The organism is Cyanobacteriota bacterium, from assembly GCA_027618255.1.
GTDB lineage: Bacteria > Cyanobacteriota > Vampirovibrionia > LMEP-6097 > LMEP-6097 > JABHOV01.
Genome location: JAQCFG010000005.1, coordinates 1 through 16,376, shown reverse-complemented (window position 1 = coordinate 16,376; position 16,376 = coordinate 1). Strand labels below are relative to the sequence as shown.

Sequence of the window (16,376 nt, the reverse complement as noted above, 5' to 3'; positions counted from 1 at the left end):
ATCTGCGCCTTAATCATATAAAGTAGATTTTGACTTATTTTTGATAGGTAAGATCACCTGTTTCGTTATACTAAAGTTGTGGATTGCCGAATTTGTCACAAAGCCATCAGTAAAACTACGACTTTGAAGAATGGTCGTCGCTACTTTCATTGCGAGCATTGTTTGTTTATTGGAATGGATCAGGAGTTTTTTTTGGATGCTCAAACAGAGAAAGCTCGTTATGATCTTCATCACAACAGTATTGATGATCAAGGCTATGTAAAGATGCTTGAGACCTTTATTAAAGAAGCAATTAGTCCTTATCAAGTGCAACGGATTCTTGATTATGGTTCCGGTCCAAATCCAGTACTAGCTGAACTTTTGGGCAGGCAATCATATCAAGTAGAGATTTATGACCCTTGCTACGCAATAAATAATTTCTCTGAAGCAAGTTTTGATTTGCTTTGTGCCACAGAAGTAGTGGAGCATTTTTATGATCCAATGCAAGAATTTCCGAAGATGCTTAAGTTGTTAAAACCATTGGGCTATTTATCCTTGATGACTCGTTTTAGTCCAAGTTATGATGAATTCAAGTCTTGGTTTTATAAGGATGACTCAACTCATACTTCGTTTTATTCTTTGAAGACATTTGAGTACATAGCTCTTGAGCTTGGCTTGCAGATTGTTAATTATCGTGAGCCAGATCTTATTGTTCTGCAGAAGCGGTTATAATTTAAAACATGTCTGAATTTATTAATGACTTTGTCTATGTCTTGCTTGCAGCTTTTTGCTATCAAGCAATCGCTATTACTATAATTTATCAGGTTTCTACGAGAAACGATTTTTTTTGCTTGGCTTATGGCTTAGATACTGCTATTAGTTTATTAAGCTGGATCCCGTGGCTAGTTGCAAGTTGGTATGCTGGCAAGACGGGTGTTCTTGCGACAGTAGTTGCACAAGTCTTGATGATTTATGTTTTCAATTTTGTTCATGGGCAAATAATTCATAAACAAAAAGGTGACACCGTTAAAGACGCACTTAACAAGGTAGTTGGACCTCTGAGAAATCACCTGGGGCTTTTTGTTAGTCTTGGTGCCGTACCTGTTTTCTTGATTCTTAGATTTGGTGAGATAGTTTTGTATGCACCATTGAGATGGATTCTTGGTTTTCCAAAGTATAAAGAAGAAGAGTGGATAAATATTTCACGCCAGAAGATAGACGGGCTTGTTGGTCACGATATGACTTGGTGTCTTTATTGTGATTGGATGACTGGAGTTTATTCCTATGGAGCTGAAATGCTCCGAAACGTAGAATCTTTTTGGTGTCCACTAAAGTTTCAAAATGGCAAGAAATGTGAGAATTGCAAGATTGATTTTCCTGATATAGAAAAATGGGCCCAAGCAGACGGGACTATTCAGGATTTGCATGATTTAGTGCTGGAGAAGTATTCAAGCGACATGAATGAACCGAATCCTTGGTTTGGTCATGAGTCTAGGAGCGTGTAACCCAGCCCATGAAGCTTCGTCACTTGTTGTATCTGTAATAAAGTAAGCCTTTCCATCCAATACTCGATTCTGGGGTTGATCTTTTATACATTAGACCTGTTTCGAAACGAAGTTTCGATGTACAGGTCTAATGTATAAAAGGTAGCAACCGCGCTGAATGCGCGTGTTGCCTTTGGAGATAATTCCGACTTCAAAACAAGTCTATTTGTAGACAGCGATTTGTCCAGTATCGGATCTTGATAGACTTTTCACTGCTATCTCATAAAAAATACCATCTTCAGCTTTTGCACCATTCTTGAGAGCGGGGAATTGGAAGCGAGTTTGCTGGTCATTATATTTGATCATTGGAGCTAAGTCTTTGCCATTATCGTAGCTCGCGATTGTTGTCTCAAAACCTTCTAGTGGGTTTTGAGATCGAAAATTCATTCTAGAGTTGTTGAAGTCATCTGGCTTAGTGACTTGTGGTCGAGTCTCAGTGATAACAGAATTTGTAACAACATTCATTGCTGATTATTTTAGCAATAATAAGACCTTGTGTGACATTTTACGTGTTTGAACTCTAAATGAAGCTCCCCTATGCAGAGCATAGGGGTATCTTCATTAATCGGGTGCCTGCTGAGATTCCAGATTTCTACCAAAAACTTCCAAGCACCCGATGTGATTTTTGTGTTTTTTTTAATCACCACTATGGATCCAAACCAGTCTATCTTCAGATATGCAGCAGAGCTGCGGGGAATTGGACCCATAGGTGATTAAAGCGCATCAAAATCATCAAGAATGTCACCGGCATGGCTGCTTGGGCTGACATCTGGATAATGCTTGAGGATGGTGCCACCAGGTGCAATTAGGTAAGAGATTCTTTTTAATAATATTCCATCAGCATGGTAGAGCTTAGCCACTTCTTTTTTTTGATCTGACAATAAAGTAAACGGCAGTTGATATTTATTTTTGAATTTCTTGTGACTTGCTGGACTATCAGAACTTATACCAAAGACTTTGATATTTTTGCTTTCAAAGCGATGGATTGAATCCCTGATAGAACAAGCCTCCTTAGTACAACCTGGGGTGTCGTCTTTAGGATAAAAATAAATCAGAACGTATTGGTCTTTGTAGTCAGACAAAGTATGTGTTTGATTATTCTCATCAATTAAACTAAAGTCTGGGGCTGTGATTAAAGTATTTGCTGTCATTCCGGAATCTCCTTTGTTGCAAGCAAATAAAATAGGTACGATAATCAAAGTAGCTAAAAGTATTTTGCTGATTGGCATAGCTTAATTATATATGGCTTAAGACTTTATTGCTATATAAATTAAATAAGCCCAACCAAGCATTAGACTAATGCCACCAAATGGAGCAATCAAACCAAAGGATTTGCTGCCACTAATTGCATAGGCATAGATATTGCCACAGAATAAAAGCAAAGCAATTAAGAAAATCCAAAACAAGTCTAATGAAGTCAAGCAGCAGTCAGTGCTAAAACCCTCAATTAGACTTACTGCAAAAGTCGGGATTATCCTTAAAGCAAACGCAACATTCGTTGCGGTTGCTACCTTTTTTAAAGCGACATCACTAGCAAAACTTTGTTTTGCAGGATGTCTTGACTATGATGCCAGGCTTTGAGAGAGTCAAAGAATTGTTCGCGCGCTTTTGCAATTTCTTGATTGAGGCTTTTGACTTCTTGTGCAAGTAGACTCTCACCAGCTTTTTTGATAGCTTGATATTGATTCCTTAGATTGGTCAAATGTTTAAAAGCAGACTCTATTTTTTCTTTGAGCTGATCGAGAGCTTTCCATTCATTATCAACAATCACAGGATTGTGTTTTTGTAGTTTTTGAAGCAAAGTCTTCTCGGTCATTTGCCAGCGTTTGCGAACGATGATTTCTTCTCTTATTATTTTCAAATGACTTGTTAAACCAATGACTGAAAGACCTTTGATGATCCATTTGGTAGGATCCCAATCAAACAATCTTGGGCCATTACGGTAATCAGAAGAAAATTCATGATGATAATTATGATAGCCTTCACCAAAAGTGAGAATAGCGGTAAGTAAATTGTCACGAGCACTGTGTTTGTCAGAGTAGGTTTGTTTGCCAAAGCAATGTGATAATGAATTGATCAAGAATGTGGAATGATGATTAATAACGGCTCGAAGAAACCCAGCAATAAAAAGACCTCCAAAAAAATCATGCCAAGACCAGGCAATGACCGCTGGCAAAATATAACCAGCCAAGACACCGCTAACTAACCAATACTTGTTTTGCCATACTACAAGAGGATCTTCTAATAGATCACCAGCATTGTCTTCATTACGTCTACCTTCCAATGGTTTGAAAAATAACCAACCCATATGCGCCCAAAAGAAACCTTTGGTAATTGCAGAGGGATCTTTTTCTTTATCATCAATGTGATTATGATGTTGACGATGATCTAGTGACCAGCCTAATGCTGAGCCTTCAAAAGCCGCAGCACCAAAAATCAAAAAGAACAACCTGACTGGCCAAGCTGCTTGATAACATCGATGTGAAAATAGACGATGGTATCCTGCAGTGATACTCACTTGAATTATTGTTGTAAAAATTAGAGTTAGAACAATTGTGTGCCAATTAAAGCTTGCTGTTTTTATCCAATACCATAAGCCAAAGGCTGCTACTAGTGGGGACAAGCCGAGAAACACTACGTTGATCCAACCAATTTCTGTGACTTGAATTGGGGTTGATGATTTCATTTGTTAACTAAATTATACCCATTTTTTAACTGATTTAAACTGGGTGGTTTCACCTTAGGCTGCATTAAAACAAAACCCTCGACGAGTGTGAGAGCTTTAAAATAATCAGAAATTATAGTCTGCGATTATTTCTTCTTAGGAGCTTTGCTTTTTTTCTTGCCTTTGTCTTTGCCCTTGTCTTGACTTTTTCCCATGATGAACTCCTTTTGCCAAATTATTATTTTATAGTTTGGTCTTTATTGTTATCGTATCACTGATCGTAAATTGTATGATACGTATTGAAAGAGCCTTAATAAAGTTTTGCCATGAATTTAACTTACTGGGTTGCAAGTAACCGAGTTTTTCAAGTCAAATTCATTATTTTCTTCGAAAATGACCTGCAAAACTTTGATTGTCATTCCGTTCAATCCTCTGGGAACAAACTCCCGAGTTTTCACTAGATTCGGAATAAAAACTATAATCTTGCTAAAAATATAAATTAGATTCCTATTACCAAGATTTTAAGCTAAAATTGTGCACTGCGCCCTCATAGTTTAATGGATAAAACAAGCGGCTACGAACCGCTCGCTCTAGGTTCGAATCCTGGTGAGGGCACCACTACATGATATAGATTCAAAACCCTAGGTTTCGAAAGAACTCTAGTTATAACTATAATGAAACAAGCTAAATAATACCCAGGGGATAACCCGAGCGAAGTCTAGATAATATGGGACTAAATGGATTTAAGTATTAAGGGGGATTGATGTCTGATATTGCAGCCGTAGGCTTAAGTGCATTTCTTGCAGTTCTATTTTTGGGTTTTTTGGTTTTGTTACTAGCATTATGTGCTTATATTTTATTTCCACCAATCAAAGCATTATTACGTCGTCATATTAGTGATGAAAGATGGGCGACTGAGCAAGCGCTTGAAACTCTGAGGATGATTTTTTTGGAATACAGTCACAATAATGTGGATTCTTGGATTAATTGGATTAAGAGACAAGATGAGCCAAAACAACAACGAGCATTTTATTTTTTAGTTGAATATTTAGAAAGTGATCCAAGTAAAGTAGGTTCTATTGTGTCTGAGGTGATCAAGGCCATGACTGCTTTTGACTCTTCAGAGAGTTTTATTGCATTGAATAAATTACTTGAGAGAACAAGAGAACGTTGGGGCGCTTACTCAACAGCGGAACAGTTCTATCCGATTTTGGTTTTAGGTTTGGTTGAACTCAATGAAGAACGTGCCCAGAGTGTGCTCAAGCTGGAGTTTGAATTGCTCAAAGTTAGGGATGATACGAATGCTTATTTGTTTGCAATCCTTGCAGCACTTTCCAAGATTGCAGACAATAATGATTTAGCTAGTTTTTATTCTGATGCTTTGGTAGATACTTATTGTTTGAAAGCTGTCAGGCAGAGGATTATAGAACAACTGGTTAAGAGAACGGAAGAGTTTAAGGCTCTTGTATTAAATCAAACATTCAAGTTTTATTTAAATAGCAGTGAGGAATTGCTTGATGAAATTGATGTGAAAACTATTCAAACTATTTTTGATAGGCATTACAAGATTATTACCCATGATGATTATAGTGTTTGGGATACAGTGATTAAGCTTTGTTATCACAAAACATATTCTGGGTTTTTTACTGGTTTAATAGCGGAGTTTGTTGAATCTAACTGTATCTCAATTAGTCCTCGACAATTAGAACAATTGTTTGATAGTGATTGTCAAACCAAGTCTGCTTTTATGCAGGCTTTGATTCGACGTTTCGAAATCTCTGAAAAGGAACAAGAGAGATTGAAGACCATGACTCGTTACAATCTGATTGAAGAAATGCAGCCAATTGAAGCCAAGAAATATAGTTCTTTAATGACGGTTCCCGAGTCGATGACAAGTACTTTTGACGCAATAGCACGGTCTCTGTCCTTGACTAAGGATTTCAGGAATAGAGCAAGAACAGGTTTGAGTATTTTGACTGGTGGTTCTAGACAGGACAAAATTTTTATTCTCGAAGCGCTTGCTTCAAGATTTGATCGAGGTTTTATTGCCGTTGATTTTGAATCTTCTGTGTATTCTGTACTTGACAACTTTGCTATCAAAAAAGAGATAAATAAATTCAAGCCATGCTTGGTTTATTTTTACAACTTTGAAAAATATTATAGTCAAGATTTGACTGAAGAAGGTGAGGATCGCGTAGAAGCTTTCAATCAACTAGTTAATGGATATAAGTTGCGTACTGGTATTGAAATTATTGTTGGGGTTGATTTTGAGATGCATGAACTTAAGTCTGACAATAAATTAGCAGCAAGATTCAATAAAGTTTTTCTAACAGAATATGAAGTGCTGCGCAACTTTGTAGAGCCAGGTGATACTGATAGACAAAAGATTTTTACTGAGATTATAGAAGGATTTGAGGCATCCAGGTTGCAGAGTGGTTGTGACCTTTCAAGACTAATCAAAAATACAAGTAATTTGTCAGAAGTCGAGTATCATAGCTACTTGCAAAAATATTTGCGCTATTCACTATTAACCAGAGGCAGCTTGGTAGGACCCGAAAACTTTAGAAACTTGCCAAATACCGATATTGTTGAGGGCGAAATAGTAGAAGCTAGTGACTATCAGGTATCTTTCTCGTGATAAGATTGGACTTTATCCATGAAGCCCAATTTTAGCCAAAATATAATCGCCCTAGTCTGGGATTTTGATAAAACTCTTATCCCTTATTACATGCAAAAACCATTGTTTCAACATTACAATGTTGATGATCTGCAGTTTTGGGCTGAGGTTAATCAATTGCCGGCATTCTATCGTCAGCAAGGCGTGACCATGAGTCCTGACACGGCTTACTTGAATCATATTCTTAGTTATGTGAAGAAAGGCAAGTTTGCTGGATTATCTAACAGTAAACTGAGAGAGCTGGGTGGAGGCCTTGATTTCTTTCCGGGGCTGCCAGAGTTTTTTCATGAGCTTAGCAACATCGCTCAGGCAGAGGAAGAATATGCCAAGTTTGATATCAAAGTAGAGCACTATATAGTTAGCACTGGGCTGACCGAAGTGATTCGCGGCTCTATTTTAAGTGACCTGGTTAAAGGAATTTGGGGTTGTGAGTTTATAGAGCAAGAAGGACAGATTGATAGCATTGCTTATCAAATTGACAACACGACTAAAACTAGAGCTCTTTTTGAAATTAACAAAGGTGTGAATGTTCATCCCGAGGATATCAGCGTAAACCAGTCAATGACAGATGCTGACAGGCGCGTACCATTTGAAAATATGATTTATATTGCAGACGGACCAAGTGATATCCCAGCATTTTCAGTAGTACGTAAAAATAACGGTAAGGGTTTTGCTGTTTATAACAAAGACAATATCAAATCATTTAAGCAAGCCAAGCAATTATTGGAAGACAATCGGGTAGATATGTTTGGAGAGGCTGATTATCGTCCTGGTACTATTACCAACCTTTGGCTTCGTGAACAGATTCAAACTATCGCCGATAGGATTGTTTCTGATAAAAAATCAAAACTCAGAGAGACAAGAGAGTCTGTGCCACACCACCTCAACTAAATGAAGAAATTAATTATTAGCTTGTTCATTTTGTTTACTGCAAGTTCTTGCAGCAAGCAGCCTGTGACGTGTATGATTCCAACAGAGATGCAAGAAACAAATTATCAAGAGCTAAGTCCAAAATATCAAGAACTAGTGGATGCCGCTCAAGAAGTACTCAAAAATTCTTATAACCCCTATTCCAAGTTTTTTGTTGGTGCAGCTGTTTTGGCAGAAGACGGCACTATCATCTCAGGTACCAATTTTGAAAACGCAGCTTACGGTTCCACTATCTGCGCTGAGCGAGCAGCGATACTTAGAGCAAACTCAATGGGTTATCGCAAGCTCAAAGCAATTGCAATTATCGGACGCGGTCAAGATTTTGAAATGGCAGAAGTGATTTCACCTTGCGGCTCGTGCAGGCAAGTGATTTATGAAGTCTCCGAACTTTCTAATCAACCGATGGATGTGTTGATGTCTAATACTACAAAAGACAAAATAGTAATTAGTTCTATAAATCAATTATTGCCGATGGCTTTTGGACCAAAGGATCTTGGTGTGGATCTAGCTAAGTATTAAGCAGCAGCTCTGTTTTCGAGTTGTTCAAAACCATTGTTCTTTGGAAAAAAAGGTACCGACTCTCTTATGAGTTCTTCTACCTCTTCAGGGCTTAGCAATTCAATTGATCTTTTACCATCTGGGCTTTCTTCTATGACTTCTTGTTTTCCGTCTGGATTGTGTGAATTTGGTATGTCCATAGGAGTTGGCTTTCTATGCAATGGGATTATATGTTCTTGATTCTCTGCTGACGCTTCTAATTCTTGTTGAACTGATGGCTTTTCAATTATTGGCAATGGTTTATTTCCGTCATCATTTGGAATATGTAAAGCTATTCCTGCCCCTGCAGCTCCTGCCATTATCATTGTCTTCAATCCCATTAAATTCACTCCTTGTAAGTACGTATTGACAAGGATAGCATATATTTTGAATAGCAATAAGCACTAATATAGTCTTGAAACACTAAAAAAACCTAAAAAACCCCCTTCTAGTGCTATAATTCATCATTGAAATTAAGGAAACAAAGGAAAAAATATGCCAATTACCAAAGAACAAAAACAGAGCTGCATTGACAAGCATGGAGATAATCCCAAAGACACTGGTAAGACAGAAGTGCAAGTTGCCATTCTAACTACAGATATTGCTCAATTAACAGAGCATCTTAAACTGAACAAAAAAGATATGAACAGCAAACGCGGTTTATATCTCAAAGTAGGTAAAAGAAAAAAATTAATTAACTACCTCAAGAACAAAGATGTCACAAGATACAGAGAACTTATCGCGACACTTGGCTTAAGAAAGTAGAATAGCTTTACAGTATAAGATCGTCACAGAGGGGTTTTGCTAAACTCAGATCTGGGCATGTAATTTAAAGATAGAAAAACGAACAATAAAAAAGAAGGAAAATAATGTCAAAAGAAAAGAAAATTGAATTTAAAGTCGGGGATAAAGACGTAACAGTAAGTACAGGTAAGTTAGCTAAACAAGCAACTAGCTCTGTAGAAATTAGATGTAAAAATACAGTCTTGTTAGTAACAGTGACTGCAAGCGAACAACCAAGAGAAGGAATTGATTTCTTCCCGTTAATGGTTGACTTCGAAGAAAAATTATACTCAGTGGGTAGAATTCCGGGCAGTTACATGCGCCGTGAAGGTAGAGCCTCTGACAAAGCGGTTTTGATTTGTCGTTTAATAGACAGACCGGCTAGACCTTTATTTAAAGAAGGTTACCGCAATGACGTTCATGTGGTGATCCTTACTTTAAGTGTTGACCCAGAAGTACCACCTGATACTCTTGGAATGCTTGGTGCGGGTTTCGCGCTTCAGCTTGCTGGTTTACCTTTCGATGGACCTTTTGGTGCAGTGCGTGTTGCTTTTGACGAAGATCGCAACTTCATCATCAACCCATCTGAGGAAGCGCAAATCGCTTCTGACTTAGATATCGTTGTATCTGGTACTGCTGATTCAATTATGATGGTTGAAGCTGGTGCCAACTTTGTTGAAGATGACAAAGTAGTTGATGCAATTGCATTCGCTCATGAAGAAATCAAAAAACAAGTAGCCAAGATTAATGAGTTTGCTGAAATGGTTGGAGTTACTATATTACCTTTTGAAGCGCCTGTAGCTAACGCTAAATTAATTGAGATTATAGAAACCAATGCTAGAAAGGATCTTGAGGCTTCTATGGTCAATGCTACTAAAGCTAAACGCAAGGAATTTGTAACAGCTGCCAAAGAAAAAGTCAAAGCTGCTATTGAAGCACTTGGTGAAGACAATGAGCTTGCTACTTACACCAAAGAAAACAAAAATGCTCTTGGTGATGAGATGAAGCAATTTGAAAAACGTTTACTTCGTAAACAAATCAAAGAAACTAAAGTCAGAGCTGATGGTAGAGATCCAACGCAAGTGAGACCTATCAGCGTTGAAGCTGGACGTTTACCTATCGTACATGGTGATGGTTTATTTACTCGCGGCGACACTCAAGTAATGTCTATTGCGACACTGGCTACAGAGCGCATGAGCAGAGGACTTGATGGAATCGATAGCGAGACTGAAAAGTACTACATGCACAACTACAACTTTCCTGCTTGGTCAGTTGGTGAGGTTCGTCCTAACCGTGGTCCTGGAAGAAGAGAAATTGGTCATGGTGCTTTAGGCGAGAGAGCTATTATTGCTGCACTTCCTAATCGTGAAGATTTTGCTTATGCAATTCGCGTAGTCTCTGAGATTCTTGAATCAGCTGGTTCAACTTCAATGGCTGCAACTTGCGCTTCTTCACTAGCTCTATTTGATGCTGGTGTACCAATGAAGTGTGCTGTTGCTGGTATTGCAATGGGCTTAATTCAAGAAGGCGGTGAAAGCATCGTACTGACTGATATTCATGAGCTTGAGGATTTCCTTGGCGATATGGACTTTAAAGTAGCTGGTAACGAAGATGGTATTTCTGCTCTGCAAATGGATATCAAAATCAAAGGTATTGCTATTGAGACTCTTCGTAGAGCAATTGCTCAAGCGAAAGATGCTAGATTGCATATCCTTGGTAAGATGAATGAAATCATTCCTGAGCCAAGAAGCACACTTAGAGGAAACGCTCCGCGTATCACTACTACAACTGTCCCTAAAGACAAAATTGGTGCGGTGATTGGACCTGGTGGTAAAAACATCAAGTGGATCATTGAAGCGACTGGTGCTGAAGTGAACATCAACGACGAAGGTGTAGTTAATATTTATTACACAGAAGACGGTGCTGGTGAGCTTGCTAAGGAATACGTTGAGATCTCTGCCAATGGTGTTAAAGCCGGTAAGGTTTACGAGGGTGAAGTAGTCAAGGTACTAGACGGTGTTGGAGCTATCGTAGAGATGGTTGCTGGCGCTTCTGGACTTGTACATATCTCTCAAATCGCTCAAGAGCGAGTAGAAGACCTGAACAAATATGTTAAAGTCGGAGATAAGGTCAAGGTCAGAGTACAAGGCACTGACTCTCGCGGACGTACATCACTTTCGATGAAAGAGGTTGACCATCCTCCAAAAGAGGCTAGAGAAGAAGCTACTGCTGCTTAATAACAACAAAGAATTTTAAAAAGCCTCGGTGAAAATCGGGGCTTTTTTGTTTTCGGAAAAATGTATAATTATTGATATATGCTCCAAAATCTCCCTTTTATATTTCTTGGCTTAATTATCGGAATCCAAGTATTGCAAGTCATTATTGCTCTATTAAAAAAAAGAGAGTCTGTAGACTTAAGTATTTCCAAAGCAGAATTGATCAATAGACTTAAAGAAGATTCTGGGGAAAACACAGCAAGCTTGTCCAAGGTCTTTCTAGCAGGCACTAAAAGCTCAGGAAACTATATTGACCTGCAACTTAATCATCAAATACCCAAGTCTATATTAATGCAACAGTCAGAGCAAATGCCAGAGAGGGTTATGGAGCTTACTGGTCCAGTAGATAAAAACAATTGTCATCATGTAGTTGATTTTCTTTTATTTAAGTCTGGTCTGGAAACTCCCCATAATTTTGACAAGTGGGCATTTTATACTCTACTTTATGACCACCGTCATTCACTCATTATTGAAGAAAACAATAATGTCACACACGTAAAAATTTACAAGAAGCACAATAAAGAAAAAGCTGTATCAGGTTTATTTATGCAATTAAACAGACCAGGAAGCTTGAGAAAATCAATCATGAACATTGATCTTAAATATACAGTTTTTAGCAATCGCCTTGAATGCAAAGAATATTTCTTCTCACACTTAATATTCCTACTCATAATCGTTAGTTTTCTTAGCAATATAAGCTATGAAATCAATGCTGAAACCAAAGTCTGGTCTGTAGCATTTTTATTGGCATTAGTATTTTTATTCTTTAAGTATCTGATGACCTTAATACAAATACATCGTTATAAACAGCTCTTAGATAAGCTTGTAGCCAAGCTTATCTAAGAGCCTTATAAAGGACCAAAGGTAACTCCGCTGTACTGATAGCTTGAGGTTAAATAAGAAACAAAAATTAAAGGTTCAGAGACTAGTGTCTTGTAAACAAAAAGGAGACTCGAGTATGGGCCATATTTATATTAGACCTCATTACAATTCAGAACTCCAGAGGAAGCATTTGCAGAACGTAACTACTCAGTCGTTATTGCGAGCTTATCATCTAATTGAGTAGCTAGAGTATCTGCAGCAATTGCATCAAAGACCTTGGGAAAATGTATTCGTACTCTATAGTCTAATTTAGGCGCGGCAGTAGACATAATTAAGATATTAGCTACTTTCAAAAAGTTCAACTGGGCATAATACCTACATGGGCCATGACCTTTCACTTGCTTTTCTTGCTGTTCATTTAGACTTGTATTTTTTTGTGCAAGTAGTTGTTCTGCTTGTTTGTACTGGTCTGATTGGTTTTGAAAGACAAATCAGTAAAAAACCAGCGGGTATTAGAACCTCGATATTAATTGGGCTTGGCTCAATGCTTTTTGTTAAATACAGTATTATTGCAGGACAAGATGTTGGGGCCATGAATGCTGATCCAGCTAGAGTTATGGGTCAAGTGGTCACTGGGATTGGTTTTCTTGGCGCTGGTACTATTATGAACCGTGAAGGGCTAGTAGCAGGTTTGACTACAGCTTCAACAATTTGGGTGGAAGCTGCTATTGGGGTAATTATTGCGCTTGGCTATTTTTTAGATGCGCTTATATTTTCTATAATTGTCATTTTTATTTTGCAGATAGTAAGCAAAGTCGAGGTCTGGCTAAGACTAGCTAAGCGAGTCAAAGGCAGTGGTAGAGTGCGCGAGGGCGTTGCTAAGCATCCTCCTATAGATCAGTCATAAAAACCTATCTGTGCCTTGTTCTAGAACTTTGTAAACAGGTTTTAAAAACAAAAAAATCAGCCAAAGCTGATTTTTTTATTTTATTTCCTTCCGAAGAAAGAAAAATTGCCTAGCGCCTAACTATCTTTCCAGGCCGTCTCCAGCCAAGTATTGTCGTCGCAAACCGCCTTAACTATCGTGTTCGAGATGGGAACGAGTGTGTTTCAGTCGCATCGACACCAAACATAGATATTTATAGCAAGAAACAGGTAGTTTGCGCAAGTGCTTCAAGATATCTTAAGCTTCTCTGTGCTATTATCAGTCATCGTGGCTATTAATCCACTAATAAACTAACTCTTTGAAAGATTTAGCCAGTTTGACTGCCAGCTTATAGACTATAGAAGAAGGAATCAACAAAGTCGTAGTGATCTCCTTGATTACTACAATACAGAGGTCGATCACGCCTATTACTTACACCAAGACACATTACGTGCAGAGACTAGATCCGTATATAGTGAGCTGCTTGATCAGACACAGGCTCTACGGTCACAAGGTGTGGAAACCCTTAATAGGGCGTTTAGCTTTGGTCAAATCTGGGACAAAAGCAACTTAGTCAAATTATTACGTGGTACCAATATCTATAGTAATAAACATAAACCAGCGGACTTTATACGCCAAGCTCTTATAAGTATGGTTGCAAGATTACAAAAATTTATGTCTATGGTATCCAGCTTACCAGCTGACTTTGTACAAAATTTCAGCTGGGACCTTTGTCTTGACCATAATTCAACCCAAACTTGTTTAACTATTGGTTCAAACGACGCTTATAGTTTTAAATTTGTTAAAGAAGATTTTCAAGGACCCACCAGTCCTAGACGACAGTCTCAATCCAACAGGGAATCAGATCATAGTTACTCGATGACACTTAAGCCATTTAATCTCAAACTCACAAAAGAAATTATCATCGCAAAGGCTGATGAAGATGGTAACAATAAAGGTGGCTGGGAACCTGGGTCTTTTATCCATACCATTAGTCTGGATGAAGCCGATAAAATAGAGAGTGATAAAAATAGACATCCACTTGTTCTTGAAATCGGTGTCAGACTTGGATATTATGATCGACATGAACTATGGACAAAGGTAATTCATAAAGCTGACGAAGATTCAAGCGGTGAGGATATAGTTATAGAAGATAGGTTTCCCAATACAGATGCCTTCAAAAGAAGCCTTGATATAGACTTCCATAGTGGGTTTTTCCCACAAAGTGAATACGATTAAAACTCTATCTCTTAGAAAACTGGAATCTCTTACGGGCTTTCTTGCGACCGTATTTCTTAGACTCTTTGATTCTTGAATCTCTAGTTAGCATTCCTGCTGCTTTAAGAACAGTACGGTTGCCTTCTTTGTGAACTGAAAGTGCTTTGGCTACTGCTGAAGCTAGCGCGTCTGCTTGTCCAACCTTGCCGCCACCTTTGACATTAACAAAAATATCTAATTTATTTAAGTTGCCAGTCATTTCAAATGGAGCCAAAAATCTCTTCTTGAGTGATTCTCTGGCGCCGAAGTATTCTTCAAAACTATGTTTGCCGTTTACGATTACTTTACCTTCTCCCGACTTGATTCTTACGCGTGCGATTGCTCTTTTGCGTTTGCCGGTAACTATTTGGTTCTCTTGTGATTTTCTCATGTATATCCTTTACTATGCTGCCAATTGTGCCTCGTGAGGGTGTTCTGTTCCACTATAGATGTTGAGTTTGGTGATTAATCTTTCGCTCAATCTATTGTGTGGAAGCATTCCTTTAACGGCTCTTCTAATAATTTCGTTCGGTCTTCTTTGACGAAGACTTGCAAGTGTTTCAGTTTTGTGACCACCTATAAATCCAGTGTGTCTGTGATAAAGCTTGTCTGTTTCTTTTGCTCCACTCACTTTGATTTTGTCTGCGTTGATAACAACAATAAAGTCACCAACATCTTGATTAGGGCTAAACTCTGGTTTGTCTTTGCCTCTTAATGCATTAGCAATTTCTGTAGCCAGGCGGCCAAGGATTTTACCTTCTGCGTCAATCAGTCTCCATTTGCGAGTTACCTCGTGTTTGGTGAAAGTCTTGGTGTTTCTAAGTGATTGTGGGAGAGACATAAGAGGCAATTCTAGCAAAAACCTAGGCTCTTTGCTGTTTTTAAATAGTATTTTCATTATTCATGAGTTCAATACTGCCCTATCCCTTATGCTATAAGAATTAAGTTAGAGGAAGCTATGATGAAAACACATATAATTTTAGATTTTTACAAGACTGATAGAGATGTTATGGCAAAGACGGCTAATTTGAAAATAGCTATTGATAAAGCCTTGGTTAAATTAGGCGTGAGCCTTAATAAAGACAACTATATTCAATTTGAGCCTGAAGGAGTTACTGCGACTATCATTGCTGATGGTTTCCATTTTAGTATTCATACTTGGCCAGAATATCATTCTTGTGCCATTGATCTTTATACTGATCGTAAAGCTGATTTTGCTAGCGAACTCGCTGAGGCATTGGAGTTTGAATTCAATGCTGCTGAACACGACATGAAGGTCTTGCGCCGAGGACCTTCATTATTAAGCTAATTAATTGTCGTTGTTATTGAGCTTAGAAATTGAACGGATCGTAGTCGCGAGTTTGGCCATCTAATGAGAAACTCTCTTTAGTGAAAGGGTCGCTCCATCCAGTTCTAATGCCAGTTACAGCGCCGTTGAGAAGACCAGCAAGTGCACCAGAAACTCCACCAACAATAACCCCACTAGGTTTACCCACTAGGTTTCCAGCAAGATTGCTGTCCATACTGTCAGAGAATGATCCAGCGAGTTCACCACCTTTGGAAACACTACCTCTAACAAGACCAGAAATTGCACCTACAGGCAATGCAACTATCGTTCCAACAATTTTACAAATCAAATCATTAGAATGTTTTCCTTTAGGAGCTAAGTTTACAGGTTCTTTTTTTGTGATTACCTGTTGCTTTACTTCAGGAGCTTTTTTGGCAATTGGTTTAATAACTTCTTTTTCTATTTGAGCTTTCGCTTCTTGCTTATATTCTTCTTGAGCTCTGATACGATCAGCTTCCGCTTGTTTCCTATCATTCTCATCAACTTCAATAAATCTACTGATAACCCCTGCTTGTGCTTGCATTGTTGCTGCAGGCAGTAACGCAGAGAAAACCATCAAACTAAGTAATAACTTTAATATCTTTTTCATAGTTGAATATTATAACCTAAAGAATGATAGCCCCGGTTATAAAA

At 38.2% G+C, this 16,376-nt stretch carries 20 protein-coding genes, 1 tRNA gene and 1 rRNA gene; 12 read left to right on the top strand and 10 right to left on the bottom strand.

Going from position 1 to position 16,376, the window contains the following annotated elements; translation table 11 throughout:
• Positions 1-78: 78 nt before the first annotated feature.
• Positions 79-711 carry a methyltransferase domain-containing protein gene (locus O3C63_01275; GenBank protein MDA0771551.1) on the top strand — a complete coding sequence of 211 codons (633 nt, stop codon included), beginning with the start codon at positions 79-81 and terminating at the stop codon, positions 709-711.
• A gap of 8 nt (positions 712-719) precedes the next feature.
• The gene (locus tag O3C63_01270; GenBank protein ID MDA0771550.1) at positions 720-1,484 is read left to right on the top strand and encodes a hypothetical protein; all 765 of its coding nucleotides are present in this window, start codon (positions 720-722) and stop codon (positions 1,482-1,484) included.
• Positions 1,485-1,685: 201 nt separating this feature from the next.
• Here the strand turns inward: O3C63_01270 and O3C63_01265 are convergent, their stop codons facing one another.
• The 4 genes from O3C63_01265 to O3C63_01250 form a co-directional block, all read right to left on the bottom strand.
• Positions 1,686-1,988 carry a hypothetical protein gene (locus O3C63_01265; protein ID MDA0771549.1) on the bottom strand — a complete coding sequence of 101 codons (303 nt, stop codon included), beginning with the start codon at positions 1,986-1,988 and terminating at the stop codon, positions 1,686-1,688.
• A gap of 248 nt (positions 1,989-2,236) precedes the next feature.
• Positions 2,237-2,752 carry a peroxiredoxin gene (locus O3C63_01260; GenBank protein MDA0771548.1) on the bottom strand — a complete coding sequence of 172 codons (516 nt, stop codon included), beginning with the start codon at positions 2,750-2,752 and terminating at the stop codon, positions 2,237-2,239.
• A gap of 18 nt (positions 2,753-2,770) precedes the next feature.
• Positions 2,771-2,944 carry a DUF423 domain-containing protein gene (locus O3C63_01255; GenBank protein MDA0771547.1) on the bottom strand — a complete coding sequence of 58 codons (174 nt, stop codon included), beginning with the start codon at positions 2,942-2,944 and terminating at the stop codon, positions 2,771-2,773.
• Between the two features lie 95 nt (positions 2,945-3,039).
• Positions 3,040-4,209: a fatty acid desaturase gene (locus tag O3C63_01250; GenBank protein ID MDA0771546.1), complete on the bottom strand. Its 1,170-nt coding sequence runs from the start codon at positions 4,207-4,209 to the stop codon at positions 3,040-3,042.
• 522 nt (positions 4,210-4,731) lie between these two features.
• Here O3C63_01250 and O3C63_01245 point away from each other — a divergent pair.
• The 4 genes from O3C63_01245 (at position 4,732) to cdd (ending at position 8,314) form a co-directional block, all read left to right on the top strand.
• Positions 4,732-4,806, top strand: a tRNA-Arg gene (locus tag O3C63_01245).
• A 145-nt stretch (positions 4,807-4,951) separates the two neighbouring features.
• On the top strand, positions 4,952-6,826 hold the full coding sequence (locus O3C63_01240) for a hypothetical protein (protein MDA0771545.1): 1,875 nt from the start codon (positions 4,952-4,954) through the stop codon (positions 6,824-6,826).
• 18 nt (positions 6,827-6,844) lie between these two features.
• Positions 6,845-7,756 carry an HAD family hydrolase gene (locus tag O3C63_01235; protein MDA0771544.1) on the top strand — a complete coding sequence of 304 codons (912 nt, stop codon included), beginning with the start codon at positions 6,845-6,847 and terminating at the stop codon, positions 7,754-7,756.
• Positions 7,757-8,314 carry a cytidine deaminase gene (gene cdd / locus O3C63_01230; GenBank protein MDA0771543.1) on the top strand — a complete coding sequence of 186 codons (558 nt, stop codon included), beginning with the start codon at positions 7,757-7,759 and terminating at the stop codon, positions 8,312-8,314.
• Here the strand turns inward: cdd and O3C63_01225 are convergent.
• A complete protein-coding gene (locus O3C63_01225; protein ID MDA0771542.1) occupies positions 8,311-8,673 on the bottom strand; it encodes a hypothetical protein in 363 nt (120 codons plus the stop codon). The two genes, cdd and O3C63_01225, sit on opposite strands and share 4 nt — an antisense overlap.
• Before the next feature lie 154 nt (positions 8,674-8,827).
• Here O3C63_01225 and rpsO point away from each other — a divergent pair, with 154 nt between their 5' ends.
• The 3 genes from rpsO (at position 8,828) to O3C63_01210 (ending at position 12,234) form a co-directional block, all read left to right on the top strand.
• Positions 8,828-9,097, top strand: coding sequence for a 30S ribosomal protein S15 (rpsO, locus tag O3C63_01220; protein MDA0771541.1), 270 nt, complete (start codon positions 8,828-8,830; stop codon positions 9,095-9,097).
• Positions 9,098-9,201: 104 nt separating this feature from the next.
• Positions 9,202-11,352 (top strand): polyribonucleotide nucleotidyltransferase, encoded by a 2,151-nt coding sequence (locus O3C63_01215; protein ID MDA0771540.1) that lies wholly within the window; start codon positions 9,202-9,204, stop codon positions 11,350-11,352.
• 78 nt (positions 11,353-11,430) lie between these two features.
• Positions 11,431-12,234, top strand: a complete 804-nt coding sequence (locus O3C63_01210; protein MDA0771539.1) for a hypothetical protein — start codon at positions 11,431-11,433, stop codon at positions 12,232-12,234.
• A 182-nt stretch (positions 12,235-12,416) separates the two neighbouring features.
• Here the strand turns inward: O3C63_01210 and O3C63_01205 are convergent, their stop codons facing one another.
• Positions 12,417-12,542, bottom strand: a complete 126-nt coding sequence (locus tag O3C63_01205; protein ID MDA0771538.1) for a hypothetical protein — start codon at positions 12,540-12,542, stop codon at positions 12,417-12,419.
• Positions 12,543-12,592: 50 nt separating this feature from the next.
• Between O3C63_01205 and O3C63_01200 the strand changes: the two genes are divergently transcribed.
• On the top strand, positions 12,593-13,120 hold the full coding sequence (locus tag O3C63_01200; protein ID MDA0771537.1) for an MgtC/SapB family protein: 528 nt from the start codon (positions 12,593-12,595) through the stop codon (positions 13,118-13,120).
• Positions 13,121-13,227: 107 nt separating this feature from the next.
• Here the strand turns inward: O3C63_01200 and rrf are convergent.
• A 5S ribosomal RNA gene (gene rrf, locus O3C63_01195) occupies positions 13,228-13,343 on the bottom strand.
• Positions 13,344-13,654: 311 nt separating this feature from the next.
• Here rrf and O3C63_01190 point away from each other — a divergent pair.
• Complete coding sequence (locus O3C63_01190; GenBank protein ID MDA0771536.1) at positions 13,655-14,377, top strand: hypothetical protein; 723 nt, start codon at positions 13,655-13,657, stop codon at positions 14,375-14,377.
• A 4-nt stretch (positions 14,378-14,381) separates the two neighbouring features.
• On the opposite strand, the gene rpsI is transcribed toward O3C63_01190, so the two are convergent.
• On the bottom strand, positions 14,382-14,786 hold the full coding sequence (rpsI, locus tag O3C63_01185; protein MDA0771535.1) for a 30S ribosomal protein S9: 405 nt from the start codon (positions 14,784-14,786) through the stop codon (positions 14,382-14,384).
• 12 nt (positions 14,787-14,798) lie between these two features.
• Positions 14,799-15,236 (bottom strand): 50S ribosomal protein L13, encoded by a 438-nt coding sequence (gene rplM, locus O3C63_01180; GenBank protein MDA0771534.1) that lies wholly within the window; start codon positions 15,234-15,236, stop codon positions 14,799-14,801.
• Between the two features lie 117 nt (positions 15,237-15,353).
• Between rplM and O3C63_01175 the strand changes: the two genes are divergently transcribed.
• Positions 15,354-15,704, top strand: coding sequence for an S-adenosylmethionine decarboxylase (locus tag O3C63_01175; GenBank protein MDA0771533.1), 351 nt, complete (start codon positions 15,354-15,356; stop codon positions 15,702-15,704).
• 22 nt (positions 15,705-15,726) lie between these two features.
• Here the strand turns inward: O3C63_01175 and O3C63_01170 are convergent, their stop codons facing one another.
• The gene (locus O3C63_01170; protein MDA0771532.1) at positions 15,727-16,332 is read right to left on the bottom strand and encodes a hypothetical protein; all 606 of its coding nucleotides are present in this window, start codon (positions 16,330-16,332) and stop codon (positions 15,727-15,729) included.
• Positions 16,333-16,376: the final 44 nt, after the last annotated feature.